Raw genomic sequence first — 20,219 nt, forward strand, 5'->3', positions numbered from 1 at the left:
TCTAAATTAAAGTATAAACATTACTTATATTCCTTACTTAAGTAACTTATAGAAAAAGTTTAATAGAGAATGTAGTACCACCACCTAAAGTATCAGATACAGATAAGGTGCCTTTAAGTAGTTTTATTATTTCATGTGCTATAGATAATCCTAAACCAAAATTACTTTTACTATTTCTAGAGTTATCCACTCTATAGAATGGTTCAAATATGTGAATTTTATCTGTATCACTTATGCCTATTCCATTATCAATAACTAATATTTCTATATATGTATTAGTTAATTGAAGTTTCAGAGTTACTGTTCCATTGACTTTGCAATAATTAAATGCATTATTAATTAGAATGGATAGTACTTGAATTAACCTTTCTTTATCGCATATATATCTAGGAAAAATAGTATCTTCAATATCTAAAACAAAATTAATAGATTTTTCTTTTGCCATAATTTCAAAATATTCATAACTATCAATTACTATTGTATCTATTTCTTCTTCATTTAGATTGATACTCCAACTATTTGCATTTGCACTAGCTAAAAGCAACATGTCATTAATCAAATTAGACATTCTATTACCTTCTGAATTAATAGTTTGTATAAATCTATTACTTTCTTCTAGTGTTTTAGTTTTCTTTAAGGCAGATGCGCTAGATAGAATAACTGCTAGAGGAGATCTTAATTCATGAGATGCAGCAGCAATAAACCTGTCTTGTCTTTTTTTGCTATCTATAATAGGTGCAATAGCTTTTTTAGAAAATAGATAAGCAAATATAGTTAATAATATAATAGCAAAAAAATCTATTAATATATAAAATATTATTTGACGATGTAGTTGTTTATAATAATTATCTAGAGAATGCATTAAAACAACAGAAATATAACTATCGTTTTTGGGAATTAGTCCCAATGAAATAAAAAATTTTTGGTTTTTAAATACTGTGGTAAAATCTATACTTGTATATATCTTAAGATTAAGTTCGGTATCGTTTATGTCAAAAGAATATTTTTCTTTTCCGATTTTAATACATTTATCAACTAATTTTTTATAATTTTTATCTGTATGAAATTCAGTGATTTTAAGTGGTGTATTATTTTCAGATATATACATGGTGTAATTGCCATTGAATTCTGATTGTGTAAGCCATTGAAGAGATAAAGTCTCTTGAGCTTGTATGTATGAATAGCATGATGTTGCATTATTAGTAAATGTATTATAATCTGTTGTATATAAGTTCTTCTGGAAGAAACTTAAAGCTATTGTTGACGTTAATACAAGTATTATACTAGTTATGATTGTGCATATTAGTGTTAAGTTTATTTGAAGTTTTTTAAACATCTTTTTTCTCCAGTCTATAGCCTATTCCGCGTATAGTTTTTATTGTTAAATTGCTTCCTATTGATTTTAATCTTCTTCTAACAAGATAAATATAGTTATCTAGGTTGCCATCTTCTACTTCAGCATAACTTCCCCATACATAAGATAATAATTTTTCTCTTGATAGAGTAGAATTGGGATATTTTAGAAAGAAAGAAAATAAAGCTCCTTCTTTTTTAGATAATGAGCATGAATTGTTACCACAAGATAGGATACGTTTATTTTCTTCGTAAGATATATCTAAGTAATTAATTATATCAGCAGTATCTGTAATTTGCTTAGGTCTTCTAGTTATACATCTTATTCTAGCCATAAGTTCTTGAAAATCAAATGGTTTAATGACATAATCATCAGCTCCAGTATCAAGACCTAAAATTCTATCGTTAATAGTGCTTAAAGCAGTAAGCATAATAATAGGAGTTGATATTTTGGCTTCTCTTGCTTTTTTTAAGATTGATATTCCATCTAAGCTAGGTAGCATTCTATCTAATATGATTAAATCATGGTTATCATTTAAAATATATGTTAATCCATCTTCACCATCATTACAAATATCTATATCAAAATTCTCATTAATAAATTCAAATTTTAATGCTTCACATAATTTTATGTCGTCTTCAATTAATAGTATTTTCATTAAGTATCACGCCCTTCAGTAGATATTATATCAAAAAGTTCGTAATATTTAATAAAAATTTGTCTATAAATTGCATAAAAATTATTTATTATGTGCTATATATCATTAAAAATGAGAAATAATATATAGTATTTTAGAGAAAACTTAGAGATTAAATTGTTATAATTTTAGATGAAATTAGAGATTGGGGTGTTATCATGAAGAAGGTTACAATAATAATTACAGTTATGTTTATGGTATTTTTCTTGTTAACTGTAGGAATAGGTTGCAAAGATATAAGAGTAAAGTCAGAACATAGTTATGTAGAAGATGAGTATTCTTTTCCTGATAATATACAAGATATATTAGATGTATCAATGCTTGATAATGGTAAACTTGCAGTGATTGGAAGAGCGTATTTAAAAAATAGTACATTTAGTGATAATATTGATGAACCATTAAGATATTATGAATCTAGTGATAATGGAGAATCGTGGAGAGAGAAAAAGCTAAGAATACCTAAGAAGAATGATGAAAAATTTATAGAATATGAGGAAGGAAAAATTTTAGGAGATGGTTCATTTATATTTTCTATAAGGGAATATACTAAACAAGAATTAATCAAAATTGATTCTATAAAAACAATAAGTGAAGATGAGGATAAAGAAAACAGAGATAATAATCCTATTAGAATAGTAAGAGGAGATTCAAAGGGAAATTTGACAGAGATACCAAGTGACAAATTGCCTATAAATGAATATAAGATAGAGGCGGTTAATAACAGATATGTATATTTAAGAAAAGATGACTCATTAGAGATAATACAATTTGACATAGATAATGAAGAGATTACTAATATAATAAGTTTAGATAATAAACGTCAATAGAAAATATGGATTTTATTCAATTGAGAATATATTATTATTATAAGCATAGGTTGTAAATTTAGAGAAATTTTAGAGATTACATTGATATAATTTAACCGTAGGGTTAAGGAGGAAACTAGATAAATGAATATATTGAAAAGGCTAACTATTATTTTTATAATAATGATTCTTTTAATTACAATGATATCTGGGTGCAAAGATGGAAAAAAAGAACCAAAATCAAAGGGAAGGTATGTAGAGGAAGAATATAAATTTATAGATGGAATGACATATATATTAGACATAAAAGTTATGGATAATGGCAAAATAGCATTGCTAGGACAAATAAATAATGAAAGTAAAGATAGTTTTACTATAGATAAGACTAGATATTATGAGTCGACTGATAATGGACAAAGCTGGACAGAAAAAGAAGTTAATTTGCCATCAAAAATAGATGATAAATTTTTAAATTATGAACAAGGGGAAATATTAGATGATGGGTCTTTTGTATTTATAGTAAATGAATACACTCAAGAAGACATAGATAAAATAAATGAAGAAATGCAATCATTTGAAGATAAAACAAACATAAATGAAGAGTACGTAGAAGAGGAGTATGATCAAAGTATTTCTTCATCAAATATATCTAAACTTGTTAAAATTGATAGAAAAGGAAATATTACAGAAATACATGATGACAATATAAATATAAATGATACAGGAATATTAGGAGAAGAAAATGGTTATTTATATCTTAATACTTATGATAAACCCAATATAATTCAAATGGATATTAATGAAAATAAAGTTATAAGAATTATAAAAACAGAAGGAGATTATATTGGAGAGGCAATTATATTAAATAATAGGATATATGTCAACAACTATGATAATGTAATAGAATATAATACAGAAGATGGAAGCAAAATAGGTAAAGATAATATGCTATCTAAGAATACAATGTCGAATTTGACCTATGCTATTAGTTCGGATAAAAAGACTTTATATCAAGCAGGAGAGGATGGTGTATATAGCTATTCTGTAGGAAATAAAATAAATGAACAATTAATAGATGGTAGTATGACAACTTTTGGAGATGATGATTACATAATAGATAAATTTTTAGAGACAGCAGATAATGAGTTTCTTGCAGTTTTTTACAATTCGTCTGGAAATAAAATTATAATGAAGCATTATTATTATGATAAAGATGTAGATAGTAAACCAGATAAAGAACTAACGGTATATTCTTTATATGAAGATTCTTATTTGAAGCAAAATATAGTTAAATATCAAAAAGAACATTCGGATGTATATATAAATTATGAAATAGGAATAGACACTAATGATAATGAGGATGATATGCCTAGCGAAAGTGATGCAATAAAAACTCTTAATACTGAAATAATGGCAGGAAAAGGTCCAGATATAATATATTTAGATGGTTTGCAAGAAAATTCATATATAGATAAAGGGCTACTTGTAGATCTCTCAGATGTAGCAAATAGTTTTAAGGATAAAGAATACCTGACTAAAATATTAAAAGGTAGCAGTGTAAATGGGAAGATATATTCGTTGTCTATGTATTTTAGAATTCCAGTGATATTTAATAATACTAATAAAAATGTAAGTAATTTAAATGAGTTAGCAGAAGCAGCTAGTGAAGTTAAAGGAAGCTATAAAGGTGATATAGTATTACCTATTGAAGCAGATGAAATGCTTTATTATTTTTATAAAACTTGTGGAGTAGGAATTCTAAATGAAGATAGAACACTTAATGAAGAAAAACTAAAAGAATATTTAGAAGATGTAAAAACAATATATACAGCATCTAAAGATAGTCATTTAGAAAGTACTATAAAAGAACATAAAGAAATACTTGATAATTATGGTAAATGTAGTGATGCAACAGAAGAGAGCTTTGCAAAAAGTATGTATTTTGATAACTATTTAAATTGGGATGTTACAGCTGCTTTAGATGAAATACCAGCTTTTTCACTATGTACATTATATTCTACTCAAGATGTTGTTACTTACAATAAAATTATACAAGGATATTCTAGTTTAAATTATTCAAAGTGGCTAGGTTTAGATAATAAATCAATAATGAATTTGGGCAAGATAGGGATATCATCTAAGAGCAAAGAACAAGAATTAGCTAAACATTTTATAAAGACATTATTTAGTGAAAAATATCAAAATAATTCTAGAGATTCTATGAATTTTTCTGTAAATAAGAAAATATTAAAACAATCATTGCAAGATGAAGAAACTTTATCAGGAACTATGGAATGGCTTAGCCAAGATGGAGATGAAGATGTGTGGATAGATATGGAGCCTCTTAAATCTGAAGAAGTAGATAAATTTATAGAAATGGTTGATTCATATGGTGGTTCTAAAGATGCTGATACTAAGATAATTGATGACACAATAGAAGATATGGTTTCTTATGTTAAGGGGGAAAAAAATATGGATGAAACATTAGCTATAATAAACAAAAAATTAAAGGTTTATTTATCAGAATAGGAAAGGGCATTTTAATGAGAAATATTATGAAAAAAAATAAAAATAACTTTATAAAAGAAAAATTTAATAAAAAAGCTCTTATATTTATTCTACCAAGTATTATAGGTGTAAGTATTTTTATGTTAATACCATTTATTGATGTGTTTATAAGATCATTTCAAAATGAAGTTCTTAGAGATTTTGTTTTCTTAGATAATTATAAAGAAATATTTACTAATGATGCTTTTAAACTTGCTAGTAAAAATACAATAAGATTTGTGTTAGTGTGTATACCATTATTACTTATAATTTCTCTTGTAATAGCAGTTATAATTAATAGATTCTTTAGAAATTCAGAGAGGCTTACTACAGCATTTCTTATTCCTATGGCTATACCTATAGCTTCAGTGGTTCTTATATGGAAAATTGTATTTCATGAGCATGGACTATTAAATAGTTTATTAAATGATGTAGGAATACATGGAATAGATTGGATGAATAGTAAATATGCTTTTTGGGTTCTTGTAGTAACCTATATATGGAAAAACATGGGCTATACAATAATATTATGGATGGCAGGATTAAGTGTTATACCAAATGAAGTATATGAAGCTGCAAGAGTAGATGGCGCATCAGAAGTGAAATGCTTTACTAAAATTACATTACCAATACTTAAACCAACATTGTATACAATTACTGTATTATCATTATTAAATTCATTTAAGGTATTTAGAGAAGCATATCTTATAGCAGGAAATTATCCTGATGAAAGCATGTATATGTTACAGCATACATTTAATAACTGGTTTAGAGATTTAGCTTTTGGAAAAATATCAGCAGCTTCTATTGTTATGGCAGCTGTAACATTAGTTTTAATATTATTTTTGCAAAAGAGTTGGGAGAAGTAAGATATGAAGAAAAAGATAATAAAATTTATAATAATTGCACTTGCAGTGTTTATGATTGTTCCAATAATATTCATAATAGTTGGATCTATTACTAGTCCAGAAGAATTAAAGGATTATTTAGGTCCAGTCCTTCAAAATAAAGAAGGTTTTGCAACATTACCGCTTTTACCTAATTATCCTACACTTAAATCGCTAGTAAAGTTGCTTTTAGATAGTCCAGAATTTTTTGTTATGTTTTGGAACTCTTTACTTATGGTCTTTTTTGTTTTGTTAGGACAAGCACTTATTGCTACTCCAGCAGCATGGGCATTTGCTCAATATAAGTTTCCATGTAGAAAAGCATTATTTACTTTATATATAGTGGCTATGCTTATGCCATTTCAAGTTACAATGTTATCATCTTATTTAGTTTTAGATAAGTTTCATATGATTAATACGACTCTTAGTTTAATAGTGCCAGGAATATTTTCAACATTTCCAGTATTTATAATGTATAGATTTTTTGAAAATGTACCTAAGGATGTCATAGAAGCAGCTAGAATAGATGGCGCTAGCGAATTTAAGATATTCTTCAAAATTGGATTGCCATTAGGTATTCCTGGAATAATATCTTCAATGATATTAGGTTTTATAGAATATTGGAACTTAATAGAACAACCAATAACATTTATAAAAGATCAGAGTAAATGGCCATTATCTTTATTTTTACCAAATATAAGCTTGGAAAATGCTGATATGGCATTTATAGCATCACTAGTAACATTATTTACTTCACTTGTGATTTTCTTCGCAGGTCAAAAGTATTTAAAACAAGGAATATCAGCAACTTGTGGAAAGGAAGAATAATTTATGAAAATAAAAGACATAATTAATTATAAAATAAAAAAAGAAATAAAAGATAAGTATAAAGCTATAAATATACTAGCATATTTTTTACTTATAATGCTTGGATTAACATTGTTATCTAGATTCTCGGATTCACTTACTATTCCAAAAGTACAAACAACCAATGGAAATAGAGGAACTATTGATCACGAAATATCTGGAGAAGGAATGATATATCAAAATAGTAGTAATTCAGTAAACTTAATGGAAGGTCTGAAAATAAATTCAATTGATGTTGCTGAAGGAACATCAGTTAATGTAGGAGATACATTATTAACTTTAGATATGGATACATTAAATACTGTGTTAGCTTCTCTTGAAAAAGAATTAGAATCATCTAAGCTTGCTTATAATAGAGCTGTAGAAGATCAAAAAAATGCAGAAATTAAGATAAATAAACAAATATCAGATGCTAAAAGTGCTATGGACAAGGCACAAAGTGATATGAATAATGCTCAAGATGAGGAAAAAGAACAATATAGACAAGAGTATGAAGCTAAAAAATCAGAGTATGAAGAATTGGTAAATGGTAAGGATGAAACTTTATTATCATATAAAAGAGCAGTAGAAGATGCAAAGAACCAAGATAATTCAGAAGTATCTGAAAAAGTACAAAAGCTTACTGAGATAAAAAATGCAGGTGGTAAATTAACTGCACCTACTTCAGGAACAATTATAGAAATAACTGCTGAAAAAGGTGGAACTACTCAAGGGGGAAGTGTTATATCATTATCTAATTCTGAAGTGGAAAATCTTCTTACAGTACAAATATCAAAAGATGAAAAAAAATCTATAAAAGTAGGACAGAAAGTGGATGTGACAATAGATGATGATAGTACTTATATGTCTAACGTAAAAATAGCATCTATAAAAGTTAATTCTGAAAATTCAGAGATGTTAGATGTTACTGTAAAGCTACCTGTTGGGCAAGGTACTATTGGAGAATATGGCAAAATAACTGTTCCAGCAGAGAGTAAAGAGTATGATGTAATATTGCCACTTGAAGCTATTCATCAAGATGGTAATAAATATTATGTGTTAGTTGTAACTGATAAAGACACTGTATTAGGTAGTCAAAAAATTGCATCAAAGGTTGAAGTATCTATTGCTGATAAAAATGGAGATAGTGTTGCACTAAAGGATTCAGCTATATCTTCTTATGATGAAGTAATAGTATCATCTAATAAAGATATAAAGGATGGAGACAGAATAAGAAAGGAGGATAAATAATGAAAATTAAGTCTCACATAGTTAATTTAGTATTACTTATTATATTGATTATGTGTGTAGGATATGAGATAGCATACTATAATGAGGCTAAATTTTCAAAAAAGGTTTCGTATTTATATGTGCAGGATTCTAATATAGATGTAAAGTCTATGCAAAAGTATCTAAAAGATGAAGAGGTAGATAACAGATTTTCATTTGTTGGATTTAAAGAGGAGTCTAATGGAACAGCATACAATATGGAACTTGGCAAAAATACAGAGTGTAATGTTATATATTTAGTCGGGAATTCTAATGTTATATTAAATAATACATCCTTGTATTTAGATGATAGTAAAGGGTGTATTGTAGATAAGAAAGTAGCATATGCATTATTTGGAGATTATAATGTAAAAGGATTAACAATAACATATAATGATATTGAGTATACAATAAGAAATGTTGTAGATAATTTAGAAAATGCTATAGTCATAGAGGGTGATAGTAATTCTAATATAATGATGGATATAATAGCAGTAGAAAGTGATGATGAAAGTTATACTGAAGAATTTATGAATAAATATGGTATAAATGCTATAACAAGTGATAATAACATATATTATAGATTTGCTGAAGGTATGTCTTGTATTTTACTTATTATTATATTGATTATATTTTTATCTAAACTTATTAGAATTATTATTAAGGACAAAGATAGGCCTATAAAACAACTTATAGACATAGCTATTATAATTATAGTGTGTATGAATTTATATAAAGTTGTAGATGTTAATTTTACTATTAATTATAATCTTATACCTAATGAATGGTCAGATTTTGATTATTGGGGAGATATGATAAGAAAATATAGTGAAAAATATAAGAGTATTATGCTAATGCAGAAATATAATATAGAAATATTTCCTTTCATTAATGCTGCTAAAAGTATAGCTTGTGGAATTATATCTATTGTATTGTTTTGGACCGTTAAGAATAGGATTAAGGTAGATAATTTGAAGAAGTTATATCTATTAATCGTTTTAACAATGATAATAGAATTTATTGTTATTATAATTGTTAATAAAAATTATGAACTTAATAGTTCGAGAATTATATATTTATTTCCTTATTATTTTGCTATAAATTATTTTTTAGATAAAAAATTAAGTTAGTGTTATTGTTGGATAATTTATATTTCACAATAATTAATATCAAAATTATATGTTCTAAGTAAATAATATAATATGTAAAAAATCCAATGTTATTTAGTTTAATTAATATTATGTTTGTTATTAGTATCAATATTATATGTTTTCATAAATAGCATAATTTCATTAAGTATTTACTAATATAATAAAAAAGAGTAAAGATCCCTAAATACTATAAACTCGCTAAAGCTCAGACAGTATAGTATTTTTAACGGGATCTTTACTTTTTTATTATAAGAAATACTAAATTCTATTATAGATAATTTACTTAAAGCAATAATTTGATATTAATTAACTTAAAAAATAAGAAATCAAAAATAAATATATTCAATAATTTTTTATCCTTAAGAACTTTTTTTAAAAAGATATTTGCTTAAGTTAATCATATATAGTACAATATTCATAAATGCACATAATATGGCGATAAGCTACATTAATTATAAAAATTTGTATTTCAAATAATTGATGATTATATATAATTATTAAGATGTAAGTAATAATGTAAACTAATATTATATGTTATATAGTTTTTTTGCCAGAGTAGGGGGTTAAGTATGAGTTTTAATAATGTAAGAAAAATTCCATCTCCAGAAGAGATGAGAGAAATGATACCTTTATCTGCAGCATCACAAAAGATAAAGGCAGAAAGAGACGAAGAGATTAAGAAAATATTTACTGGGGAAGAAGACAAATTTGTAGTAATTATAGGACCTTGTTCTGCAGACGATGAAGATGCAGTATGTGATTATGTTTCTAGATTAGCTAGAGTTAATGAACAAGTTAAAGATAAACTATTTATAGTCCCTAGAATATACACTAATAAGCCTAGAACAACAGGTGAAGGATACAAGGGAATGTTACATCAACCAGATCCATTAAAAGCACCTAACATAATAGAAGGTTTAAAAGCTATTAGAAAGATGTTTGTTAGAGCAATAGAAGAAACTGGATTGACACCAGCTGACGAAATGTTATATCCATGTAATCATATCTACTGTGGAGACTTATTATCATATGTAGCTGTAGGTGCTAGAAGTGTAGAAAATCAACAACATAGATTAACTGCATCAGGTGTAGATGTACCAGTTGGAATGAAGAATCCAACAAGTGGAGATTTATCAATTATGTTCAATGCTATAAAGGCTGCTAATGGATCTCATGATTTTATATACAAAGACTACGAAGTAAGCACAAATGGTAATCCATATGCTCACTGTATCTTAAGAGGAGCTGTTAATAGATATGGTAACAACATACCTAATTACCACTATGAAGATTTAATGAAGACTTTAGAATTATATGATAAGTTTAAGTTAGGAAATCCAGCTGTAGTAGTAGACGCTAACCATTCTAATTCAGGAAAGTTATTTGCAGAACAACCAAGAATAGTTAGTGAAGTTCTTCATAGCAGAAACTACAATCCAGACATTAAGAAATTAGTTAAAGGTGTTATGGTAGAAAGTTATATAGAAGAAGGAAATCAAAAAGTTGATGGAAACCATGTATATGGAAAATCAATTACAGATCCATGTTTAGGTTGGGAAGCAACAGAAAAATTACTTTATACTATAGCAGAACAAGTATAATAGACTAATTTGTAAGATAAGGATTATTACAAAATTTACATTTTGCAATAATCCTTAAATTTATGCATTTAACCTCTAGGAAAGCATATGAATTTTATAACATAATCGCTTTTATACTTTTCCTAATAAGGATGATGCTATAATAGTTGAATATATAATTATAAATATAGTATAATATGTAAGTATGGCGTCTGTGAAAGTGGAGAAAATATATAATAATGTTTATGTTTATAATAAATAGAATACAGGAAATATTATAATATACAATTATAAGATAAAGTTATGGAAGGTGATTTAATGATAAAGTTAGTAGATGTATCATATATAACTGAAGATAAATTTCAGATACTTAATAACATTAATCTTACTATAGATGATTCGAAATTTGTAGTTATAACTGGCCCTAATGGTGGAGGAAAATCTACATTAGCAAAAGTTATAGTAGGCATCATTAAACCAACATCTGGAAAGATATATTTTAATGATATAGATATTACAGATATGAGTATTACAGAAAGAGCGAAGCTTGGAATTAGTTTTGCATTTCAACAACCAGTTAGATTTAAGGGGATTACAGTTAGAGACCTTATTACATTAGCAGCTAATAGGGAGATTTCAACTGAAGAAATTAATTCTTATTTAAATAAAGTTGGGTTAGATGGAGAAGAGTATATTGATCGTGAAGTAAATAGTAGTTTATCTGGTGGAGAAATGAAAAGAATAGAAATTGCAATGGTTATGGCAAAGGATACTAAGCTATATGTTTTCGATGAACCAGAAGCTGGAATAGATATATGGAGTTTCAAGAATCTTATATCTGTATTTACAGAAATGAGAAAGAATAACAAGTCTAATTCAATGATTATTATTTCACATCAAGAGAGAATAATGGATATTGCAGATGATATAGTTGTAATTAGTGAAGGAAAAGTAATATCTCATGATAGTAGAGAAGAAATATTACCATGTTTATTAGAAGGAACTAATAGACAATGTTGCAAGAAGAATACTTTGGAGGTGCAAAAATAATGGATAAAGTAACTAAAAGCTTGATTCAGATTGTATCTGATATAGATGGAACACCTCAAGGTGCATATAATATAAGAGAAAATGGAGAGTGTGCGGGAAGACATACTACTGAGCATATAGATATTATTCCAAAGCAAGATAAATCAGGAATAGACATTAAGATAAAAGGTGATACTAAAGGGGAAACAGTATATATACCTGCACTTGTAACTCATGAAAATGTAAAGGATATAGTGTATAATGACTTCTATATAGAAGAAGGAGCTGATGTTATCATATCAGCTGGATGTGGTATACACAATGATGGATGTGGTACATCAGAACATAATGGAATACATAGATTCTATGTTGGGAAAAATGCACATGTAGTATATTTAGAAAAGCATATAGGAACTGGTGATGGAGAAGGAAAGAGAATTATTAATCCAGTAACTTATGCAGAAATTGAAGAAAATGGTTACCTTGAAATGGATACAGTTCAGATAGGTGGAGTAGATTCTACTAAGAGAGAGTGCAAGGCTATACTGAAGAACGGAGCTAAACTTATAGTTAAAGAGAAGATTATGACACATGGTAATCAATTTGCAGAAACAAGCTTTGATTTGGATTTAGATGGAGAAGAGTCAGGTGCTAACTTGATATCTAGATCGGTAGCTAAGGGTAATTCAACTCAGAGATTTTTATCTAAGATAAATGGAAATGCAAAATGTACAGGACATTCAGAATGTGATGCTATTATAATGGATAATGCAAAAGTGACTGCTATACCTGAGATAACAGCTAATAATATAGATGCATCTCTTATTCATGAAGCAGCTATAGGTAAAATAGCAGGTGAACAAATAATTAAATTAATGACTCTTGGACTAACTGAAGAAGAAGCAGAAGCAAGAATAGTTGAAGGTTTTATGGAGTAAAAAATATAAGGCATAGCCATAAAGAATATGTATGGCTATGCCTTTTTGTTTTATGATATGTAATTTGTGTAAAAAAAATCTCTTATTATAACAAATAGCAGAATAGTATTATATTCTGCTATTTTAAATGTTAATATTAATTACTTCATTTGAAGAGTTTCAGTCATGATTTGACCAACTAATGCAGGATCTGGATCTACATTGTCTCCGATATTAGTAGTAGTAATAACTACTGTTGAATCTCCTAATAAAGGCATAAATTGTTTCATATGCATAGTTACATCTGCTTGAGTTACATCATATTCCATTACAAAAACATCAAATTTTTCTGTAGAAAAATCAGAAAAATTGAAGTTAGTAGCTGAAGAAAATTGAGAAGTAATTTGTTCTTCTAAGCTGCTTTTTATATCATAATAATCATTTATATTTGTACTTCCACTAACATCTTGTATAAGTATGTTAACACTTGAAGTTCCAGTTGTAGTATCTGCAGCAGCTGGATAATATAAATAATGACTAGAAGCAGTTATTTCTTGTTCAGTCCAATTGGCAGGTACTTTAAATGAACATTTGTCTAAATTAATATCTTGTGTATCATAAGTGATATCTGTAGTTGTAACTTTTTTGCTTGAAGTTTCTTCTACTTTTTTGCCTGAATTTGATGTGCTTCCTTTTTTATCATTAGAATCTCCACAACCAGTTAACATAACAGTAGTAAGTGCTGCCATAGCAAAAATAGCTATTCTTTTTAATAATTTATTTTTCATAAAATCCCCCTATTAAGTATAAAATTTAAAATACCTTAAAATAATATCATATTAAGTAAAAAAATACAAATATTAATTTGTAAAGAGTAAAAAAACGCGATAATCATACAAGATTATCGCGTTAAATAAATGATTTTATAGAAAAGAAGTTAATTCGAAATAGTCATTAAGTAATAAATCATTTGTGTTTATATTAGGTTTTACACATTTTATAATGTTGTTTTCAAATAGCATAGCAGTATGTTCTGTATAGTATGCACCAGGTGTATAAGCCATAGGTAACTGATTATAACCATCACTAAATATTACTTGAGTATTGGAAGTTTTAAATTCTTCTGGAATTTCACAGACAAATTTATCGTTTATATTATCTTTTTTCATTTCAACGCCTGGCCAAGGTGCTACATATTTATCATTTACATATATATAAGCAAATATTTTATCGCCCCAGTTAGATGGTTTAGTAGCATATATGCAGCCTTCTACAAAACCTCTGTTTATGAAGTTATGTTTTTTCTTTACATTTACCTTAGATGAAATTTCTTCATATGCAACTGCAACTGATCTACCATCTATTTCAGCATGCATTTTTCCGTTTGATACTATAATCTTTCTTCCTGATAATCTATCAGTATATTCTCCATCTTTTAAGTTTGTTTCTGTGTCTATAATAGCATAATTATTAGATAAATTAATTATTGATACACCAGTTGTACCACGTTCTATTAGAAATACAGAGTTATTATTAAGTATTCTTATATACTCATTGCTTCCAGAAAATTTGTTATGAAATCTGTTTATTTCTGAAACTTTTTTATCTTGCCATGATAAGTTACTAGTTTCTCCAATTCTTCCATGTAAACCGTTTGAAGGACGACAGAAGAATAGAGGAACTGAATCAGCACGAGAAGCTACAATACACCATCCTAATAAAATGTTCTCATCAGATATTCTGTCTGATTTTCTACCATAATCACCAGCATAAGTATCATGTGATTCAACCCATGTTACAAAGTTCTTAGCTATATCGTTTTTACAATAGAATTGAGCAAGACCTGCATTACAGTTTGTAACAGCGTCTATAACATTCCATCCATAAACGTTATCTGTAACCTTAAGATATTTTGAGTAGTTTTTGATGTCTGTTCCGCATTCATTTAATATTTCACCGTATATAAATGCGTTATTATCTTTGTTTTTTATACCTGAAGTAACAGATGGCCAATAATCACTTGAAATATAATCTTCAGGTAGTTCTATATGTTTAGCAGCATCAAAGCGGAAACCAGAAGCTCCTAAATCTTGAAGTCTATTTAAAAAATTAATTATTATTTTTTGAAGATCTTTGTTTGCTGTGTTTAAACCAGGCATACCTATTGCACCTTGAGTCATAGAAGTTCTGTCAAAGTCGTTATTATTAAAAGCACCATTGCTTTCTGCATGCCAGAAGTTATCGTTATCTCTTAAATAAGAAGGAATTCTATCGCATCTATCCCATTTTGCATGATTTCCTTTACCTGTGTTATTAGCTAAATGATTAGTAACTACATCAACTATTATTTTTATTCCATATTTATTTGCTTCTTCGCACATAGCTCTGAAGTCATCTTCAGTTCCTAATGAATTTCCTATAGTAAAGTCAACTGGTTGATAAAATTGCCACCAATCTCCAGTATATGATAAATTGTCATTTTTAGTGGGTTGTACTGGAGAAACTTGAATACTAGAAAATCCAGCTTTAGCTATGTTTACAATATTATTCTTAACATCATTAAATAACCAATTCCAAGCGTGAAATATAACTCCATCTTCGCTCTTTTTAGCTAAGTTATATTTGTTTTGTTCATATAGTTTTAAAGCTTCTTTAAATTTATTATAATGTACTAATGAGTCAGTATTATTCTTCTTTAATTCATCAAGTGTTACGTTTAAACTATCTCTCTCTTTAATATTTATCAAGGTAATCCCTCCTTATTAGTTAAGAAAAGCTTTACATGATGTAGCGCTAAATGCTAATCTCATAATTATCTATACACTTATTATACAGCAAAATGTAAATAAATCAAGAAAAAAGTAAATAAAATGTTAACAATATGAATAAAATGATAAAAATTCTATAATTGTAATGAAAAAAGTCAAAAAATAAAAGAAGCGCTAAAGCAAGTTATATTGATGATTATAGCCATTTGAAGAAAAAATATACATGTTGAGTGAAAAAAATAAAAATATTAAAATATGTTAATAAAGTTTATAAATTTTACGCTATTTAAAGTGAACATAGTAATGCACGATAAATAAATATAAATAATAAGAAGGTGAGAGAATTTTGAAGGAAAATAAATTTTATGGTGCATATAATAATAGAATAAAAAAAGATATAAATGATAAAGCTATAGGAAAAATAATAGAAAAAAGTGAAACATTAAAAAGACTTAGTGAAACAATAACTAAGATGAAACCTCAGAGAATAGATGCTGGAGAGGAGTATATGTTATCTACTGAAGCTGAAGATGTAATGGGAGAAATAAAAACTAGTGATGTATATATAAACATAGAAATAGAAGATAGTTTTTCTAAATACAAAAGAGATCAATGGCTTGCTTTTAGTAAATTATTATATGAAAATGGTTTCTATGATAATATGTCTGATGAAGAAGTTAGGGACATGGAATTTAAACTTATTAAAATAACAGATCCTTTGGATAGCATTGCAAAAGATGATGAAGATATATATTGTGACATAGAAGAAATATTATCATCTTATTGTGCTAATATGGAGCTTGAATCTTCTGTGTGTGCACTTAGATATTTCAGCAACAAATATATAAAAGATGGATTAAAAGAAAAATTCGATAAATTAATAGAAGAATATCATACACATAATTCGCTTATTTTATCTAATTATAAATCACCAGTTGAAAACTTTGAGCTTGCTAGAGCAAAGGTTTTAGAAAAGAGTAAAGATATATTAGAGCTTACAAGAAAGAAGATGGAACATCCTAATATGCCTCTTAGTCAACCTGTTGCTGAATTAGAAGCAGCTTATATATTAGGTAAAGGAGTTGCTTCAAAAGAACTTATTAAGAAGCAAAATCATAAATATGAAGATATATTTAATGAGATAATAACTAATAAAAAGAATGTAGAAACTGCTATAGATGAAGTAAAAGACAGTTTGGTTATTTTTATATCTAAAGGTGGAAAAAATGAAGTGGCGAAAAGTTTAGTTGCTAATAGATCGAAAACCACATTTAATAGAGTATTAGATTATTGGAAAAACTTATAGAAAATATGTTATTATAATATAAAAAATCGATAAGGCTATTATATAATGAAGCGCTATCGATTTTTTAACGTCTTTACTAATGAATATAATTTAAAGTCACTAAAAATTAGCTTTTATGCTTATGAGATTTTTATATTTTTCCTAGACGTTAAAAAACATATAACGGAGGTAAGCAGATGAAGAAGGTTAAAGCTATACTTTTTGATATGGATGGTGTAATTTTTGATACGGAAAGAGTGTATTTAAAAGAATGGAAACAGGTTTTTTCACATTATGGATATGAAATGAAGGATGAAGTATATATATCTGTTATGGGAACAGGAAGAAAAAATGTAAAAAAAGTTTTTAAAGAGCGCTATGGGGATGGTTTACCTATAGAAGACATGTATATATACAAAGATAAATTATTAAGCGAAGCTGTTGATAACAATGAAATCCCACTTAAGGATGGTGCTATAGATATACTAAACTATTTAAAAGCAGAAGGTTATAAAACTGCACTTGCAACTTCTGCTAAAAGAGATAGATTAGAAATTCAATTAAAGCTTGCAGATATTAAGGATAAATTTGATTCAATAGTATGTATAGATGATGTTGGAAAAGGAAAACCTAATCCTGATATATTTTTGTTAGCAGCAAAAAATATAGGGGTAGAACCGGCGGAGTGTATGGTTATTGAAGATTCTGAAGCAGGCATAATGGCAGCATTTAATGCTGGTATGATTCCAATTCATGTGAAAGACCTTAAGGAAGTAAGTGAAACAATAAGAAAACATTCTCATAGACAATTCAATAATTTGCTTGAAATAAAAGAATATATAAAAGAAAATTAAAAACTCTATCAATTGAGAATAAATATCTAAACGATAAAATCTTGATAAACCTTGAACAATCTAGTATTATATAATATATAGCACGTGTTAAGTACACGATCAATTGAGAATGGGAGAGGTATTATGGAAGATAAAAGGTTAGAAATAGGTATTAAGGTAAGTAAAAATACTATTTGGGGCAATGTATTGCTTACGATTATCAAAATAATAGTAGGAATAATATCTAAAAGTTCTGCTATGGTTGCAGATGGTGTACATTCATTATCTGATGTATTGACAACAATAGGAGTTATGATAGGACTTAGATTATCTAGTAAAGAAGCAGATGAAGATCATCCTTATGGACATGAACGTATAGAGAGTTTGACTTCTTTGTTTTTATCTATAATGTTATTTGCAGTAGCTATAGGAATAGGATACTCAGGTATAAATAATATAATTCATAATAATTATAGTACTCCAGGTAAAATGGCAATAGTTGCAGCTATTATATCTATATTAGTAAAGGAGTTAATGTACAAGTATACAAAAAAATACGCGGAAGAAATTAAGAGTGAATCTCTAAGAGCTGATGCTTGGCATCATAGATCAGATGCATTATCATCAGTAGGAGCCCTTATAGGAATAATTGGAGCAAGGATTGGATATAAGTTTTTTGATCCATTAGTATCTGTAATAATATGTATAGTCATTGTAAAAGTAGCTTATGATATATGTAAAGAAAGTATATCTCAACTAGTTGATCAATCAGCAGAACCAGTTGAAGTTGAGAATATTGCAAATAGGATTTTAAGTGTTGATGGTGTTGTAAGAATAGATACATTAAAAACTAGAAAATATGCTAATAAATTATATGTAGATGTATCTATAGCGGTTGATTCAAGCATTACAGTAGTAGAAGGACATAATATTGCTATGACAGTTCATAACTTGATAGAAGAAAATAAAGATATAAAACATTGTATGGTACATGTTAATCCTTATTTTATTACCAAGAGAGTATAGAGAGGTGATTTGATATTTTTACACAATTTTTAATAGATAAGTTCATCAAGAATAGTGCAGATGTAAATGATGAAAAGGTGCGTAATTCCTATATATTATTAGGTGGAATAGGTGGTATAATTGTTAATGCTGTTTTATCTTTGATAAAAATGATTATAGGTATTTTAGTAAAGAGTATAGCTATAACAGCAGATGCAGTTAATAATATGTCAGATGCTATATCATCAATAATTACAATTGTAGGATTTAAGATGGCAAGTAAACCAGCAGATGAAGAACATCCTTATGGACATGGTAGAATTGAATATATATCAGCACTTATTGTAGCATTTTTGGTAATGCTTGTTGGGTTTGAATTTGTAAAATCATCTATTGATAAGATTATACATCCTGATAAGGTAAAGTTCGAGCTTATACCATTTATAATATTAATTATATCTATAACTTTTAAGTTATGGCTTTCTTCATTTAACAAAGTTATAGGAGAAAAAATAGATTCAAAGGCATTAAAAGCTGCGTCAGTTGATGCATTAGGCGATGTTTTTACATCATCTTGTGTGGTAATTTCGTTTTTAGTATCTAAATTTACTGATTTGCCTGTTGATGGGATATTAGGTTTAGTGGTTGCATTATTTATATTGTATTCTGGATTTAATTTAGTAAAAGATACTGTCAATCCATTACTAGGAGAAGCACCTGATAAAAAATTATTAGAGAATATAAAGGATATGTTACTTCAATATGATCATATATCAGGAGTTCATGATTTAGTGATTCATAATTATGGTCCAGGAAGATGTATGGCTACAGTTCATGCAGAGGTTCCTTCAAATGTAGATATTATGACAATTCACGAAGAGATAGATAGAGCAGAAAGAGATGTTTTTGAAAAACTAAAAATTAATCTTGTTATTCATATGGATCCACTATGTGTAATAACAGGAGAAAACAAAAAAACATATGAAGAAGTAAGAAGAATTATAGATAGTCATGACGAATTGATTTCTATACATGATTTTAGAGTGGTTGGAGATGGAGATAAGAAAATAATTCTATTTGATGTAGTAGCAAAACTTAATCTAAAAGTTCAAACAGAACAAGATATAAAGCAACTAATAATAGAGGAATTAAAAAAAGATCATCCATATTATAAATATGTTATTACTGTTGATACTGATGATTTTCAAGTGTAAGTATATATAAAAAAATAAAAAAGAATTTCTA

At 27.4% G+C, this 20,219-nt stretch carries 17 protein-coding genes; 13 read left to right on the top strand and 4 right to left on the bottom strand.

Annotated features, from left to right (window positions below; genetic code table 11):
• Positions 1–46: 46 nt before the first annotated feature.
• Positions 47–1,336: a cell wall metabolism sensor histidine kinase WalK gene (locus KQI77_RS11580; protein WP_216390583.1), complete on the bottom strand. Its 1,290-nt coding sequence runs from the start codon at positions 1,334–1,336 to the stop codon at positions 47–49.
• Complete coding sequence (locus KQI77_RS11585) at positions 1,329–2,012, bottom strand: response regulator transcription factor (protein ID WP_216390584.1); 684 nt, start codon at positions 2,010–2,012, stop codon at positions 1,329–1,331. The genes KQI77_RS11580 and KQI77_RS11585 overlap by 8 nt, the downstream gene beginning before the upstream one ends.
• 197 nt (positions 2,013–2,209) lie before the next feature.
• Between KQI77_RS11585 and KQI77_RS11590 the strand changes: the two genes are divergently transcribed.
• The 9 genes from KQI77_RS11590 (at position 2,210) to KQI77_RS11630 (ending at position 13,104) form a co-directional block, all read left to right on the top strand.
• Entirely contained in the window at positions 2,210–2,878 is a 669-nt protein-coding gene (locus tag KQI77_RS11590; protein ID WP_216390585.1) for a hypothetical protein, read from the top strand.
• Positions 2,879–3,001: 123 nt separating this feature from the next.
• Positions 3,002–5,386: an ABC transporter substrate-binding protein gene (locus KQI77_RS11595; RefSeq protein WP_216390586.1), complete on the top strand. Its 2,385-nt coding sequence runs from the start codon at positions 3,002–3,004 to the stop codon at positions 5,384–5,386.
• A gap of 26 nt (positions 5,387–5,412) precedes the next feature.
• Complete coding sequence (locus KQI77_RS11600) at positions 5,413–6,273, top strand: carbohydrate ABC transporter permease (RefSeq protein ID WP_216390587.1); 861 nt, start codon at positions 5,413–5,415, stop codon at positions 6,271–6,273.
• 3 nt (positions 6,274–6,276) lie between these two features.
• Positions 6,277–7,119 (top strand): carbohydrate ABC transporter permease, encoded by an 843-nt coding sequence (locus KQI77_RS11605; RefSeq protein ID WP_216390588.1) that lies wholly within the window; start codon positions 6,277–6,279, stop codon positions 7,117–7,119.
• A gap of 3 nt (positions 7,120–7,122) precedes the next feature.
• Positions 7,123–8,388, top strand: coding sequence for an efflux RND transporter periplasmic adaptor subunit (locus tag KQI77_RS11610; RefSeq protein WP_216390589.1), 1,266 nt, complete (start codon positions 7,123–7,125; stop codon positions 8,386–8,388).
• The gene (locus KQI77_RS11615; RefSeq protein ID WP_216390590.1) at positions 8,388–9,536 is read left to right on the top strand and encodes a hypothetical protein; all 1,149 of its coding nucleotides are present in this window, start codon (positions 8,388–8,390) and stop codon (positions 9,534–9,536) included. Before KQI77_RS11610 ends, KQI77_RS11615 begins: the two co-directional genes overlap by 1 nt.
• Before the next feature lie 590 nt (positions 9,537–10,126).
• Positions 10,127–11,158 carry a 3-deoxy-7-phosphoheptulonate synthase gene (locus KQI77_RS11620; RefSeq protein ID WP_216390591.1) on the top strand — a complete coding sequence of 344 codons (1,032 nt, stop codon included), beginning with the start codon at positions 10,127–10,129 and terminating at the stop codon, positions 11,156–11,158.
• Between the two features lie 297 nt (positions 11,159–11,455).
• Positions 11,456–12,187, top strand: coding sequence for an ABC transporter ATP-binding protein (locus KQI77_RS11625; protein WP_216390592.1), 732 nt, complete (start codon positions 11,456–11,458; stop codon positions 12,185–12,187).
• Positions 12,187–13,104: a SufD family Fe-S cluster assembly protein gene (locus tag KQI77_RS11630; RefSeq protein ID WP_216390593.1), complete on the top strand. Its 918-nt coding sequence runs from the start codon at positions 12,187–12,189 to the stop codon at positions 13,102–13,104. Before KQI77_RS11625 ends, KQI77_RS11630 begins: the two co-directional genes overlap by 1 nt.
• Before the next feature lie 140 nt (positions 13,105–13,244).
• Here the strand turns inward: KQI77_RS11630 and KQI77_RS11635 are convergent, their stop codons facing one another.
• Both KQI77_RS11635 and KQI77_RS11640 read right to left on the bottom strand, forming a co-directional pair.
• On the bottom strand, positions 13,245–13,871 hold the full coding sequence (locus tag KQI77_RS11635) for a hypothetical protein (protein WP_216390594.1): 627 nt from the start codon (positions 13,869–13,871) through the stop codon (positions 13,245–13,247).
• Positions 13,872–14,006: 135 nt separating this feature from the next.
• Complete coding sequence (locus tag KQI77_RS11640) at positions 14,007–15,830, bottom strand: alpha-amylase family glycosyl hydrolase (RefSeq protein WP_216390595.1); 1,824 nt, start codon at positions 15,828–15,830, stop codon at positions 14,007–14,009.
• 367 nt (positions 15,831–16,197) lie between these two features.
• On the opposite strand from KQI77_RS11640, the gene KQI77_RS11645 reads away from it, so the two are divergent.
• The 4 genes from KQI77_RS11645 (at position 16,198) to KQI77_RS11660 (ending at position 20,188) form a co-directional block, all read left to right on the top strand.
• Positions 16,198–17,157, top strand: coding sequence for a hypothetical protein (locus tag KQI77_RS11645; protein ID WP_216390596.1), 960 nt, complete (start codon positions 16,198–16,200; stop codon positions 17,155–17,157).
• Positions 17,158–17,333: 176 nt separating this feature from the next.
• Positions 17,334–17,990, top strand: a complete 657-nt coding sequence (locus KQI77_RS11650) for an HAD family phosphatase (RefSeq protein WP_216390597.1) — start codon at positions 17,334–17,336, stop codon at positions 17,988–17,990.
• Between the two features lie 123 nt (positions 17,991–18,113).
• Complete coding sequence (locus tag KQI77_RS11655; protein WP_216390598.1) at positions 18,114–18,995, top strand: cation diffusion facilitator family transporter; 882 nt, start codon at positions 18,114–18,116, stop codon at positions 18,993–18,995.
• A 14-nt stretch (positions 18,996–19,009) separates the two neighbouring features.
• Positions 19,010–20,188 (top strand): cation diffusion facilitator family transporter, encoded by a 1,179-nt coding sequence (locus KQI77_RS11660; RefSeq protein WP_216390629.1) that lies wholly within the window; start codon positions 19,010–19,012, stop codon positions 20,186–20,188.
• The last annotated feature ends 31 nt before the right edge of the window (positions 20,189–20,219 follow it).

Source organism: Clostridium sp. MSJ-8 (assembly GCF_018918325.1).
Lineage (GTDB): Bacteria > Bacillota > Clostridia > Clostridiales > Clostridiaceae > Clostridium.

What these genes read in the sequence shown, in the direction of transcription:
- KQI77_RS11625 (WP_216390592.1), top strand. Translation starts at nt 11,456, where the DNA reads ATGATAAAGTTAGTAGATGTATCATATATAACTGAAGATAAATTTCAG.
- KQI77_RS11605 (WP_216390588.1), top strand. Translation starts at nt 6,277, where the DNA reads ATGAAGAAAAAGATAATAAAATTTATAATAATTGCACTTGCAGTGTTT.
- KQI77_RS11595 (WP_216390586.1), top strand. Translation starts at nt 3,002, where the DNA reads ATGAATATATTGAAAAGGCTAACTATTATTTTTATAATAATGATTCTT.
- KQI77_RS11615 (WP_216390590.1), top strand. Translation starts at nt 8,388, where the DNA reads ATGAAAATTAAGTCTCACATAGTTAATTTAGTATTACTTATTATATTG.
- KQI77_RS11620 (WP_216390591.1), top strand. Translation starts at nt 10,127, where the DNA reads ATGAGTTTTAATAATGTAAGAAAAATTCCATCTCCAGAAGAGATGAGA.
- KQI77_RS11580 (WP_216390583.1), bottom strand. Translation starts at nt 1,336, where the DNA reads ATGTTTAAAAAACTTCAAATAAACTTAACACTAATATGCACAATCATA.
- KQI77_RS11600 (WP_216390587.1), top strand. Translation starts at nt 5,413, where the DNA reads ATGAAAAAAAATAAAAATAACTTTATAAAAGAAAAATTTAATAAAAAA.
- KQI77_RS11650 (WP_216390597.1), top strand. Translation starts at nt 17,334, where the DNA reads ATGAAGAAGGTTAAAGCTATACTTTTTGATATGGATGGTGTAATTTTT.
- KQI77_RS11655 (WP_216390598.1), top strand. Translation starts at nt 18,114, where the DNA reads ATGGAAGATAAAAGGTTAGAAATAGGTATTAAGGTAAGTAAAAATACT.
- KQI77_RS11590 (WP_216390585.1), top strand. Translation starts at nt 2,210, where the DNA reads ATGAAGAAGGTTACAATAATAATTACAGTTATGTTTATGGTATTTTTC.
- KQI77_RS11610 (WP_216390589.1), top strand. Translation starts at nt 7,123, where the DNA reads ATGAAAATAAAAGACATAATTAATTATAAAATAAAAAAAGAAATAAAA.
- KQI77_RS11635 (WP_216390594.1), bottom strand. Translation starts at nt 13,871, where the DNA reads ATGAAAAATAAATTATTAAAAAGAATAGCTATTTTTGCTATGGCAGCA.
- KQI77_RS11630 (WP_216390593.1), top strand. Translation starts at nt 12,187, where the DNA reads ATGGATAAAGTAACTAAAAGCTTGATTCAGATTGTATCTGATATAGAT.
- KQI77_RS11585 (WP_216390584.1), bottom strand. Translation starts at nt 2,012, where the DNA reads ATGAAAATACTATTAATTGAAGACGACATAAAATTATGTGAAGCATTA.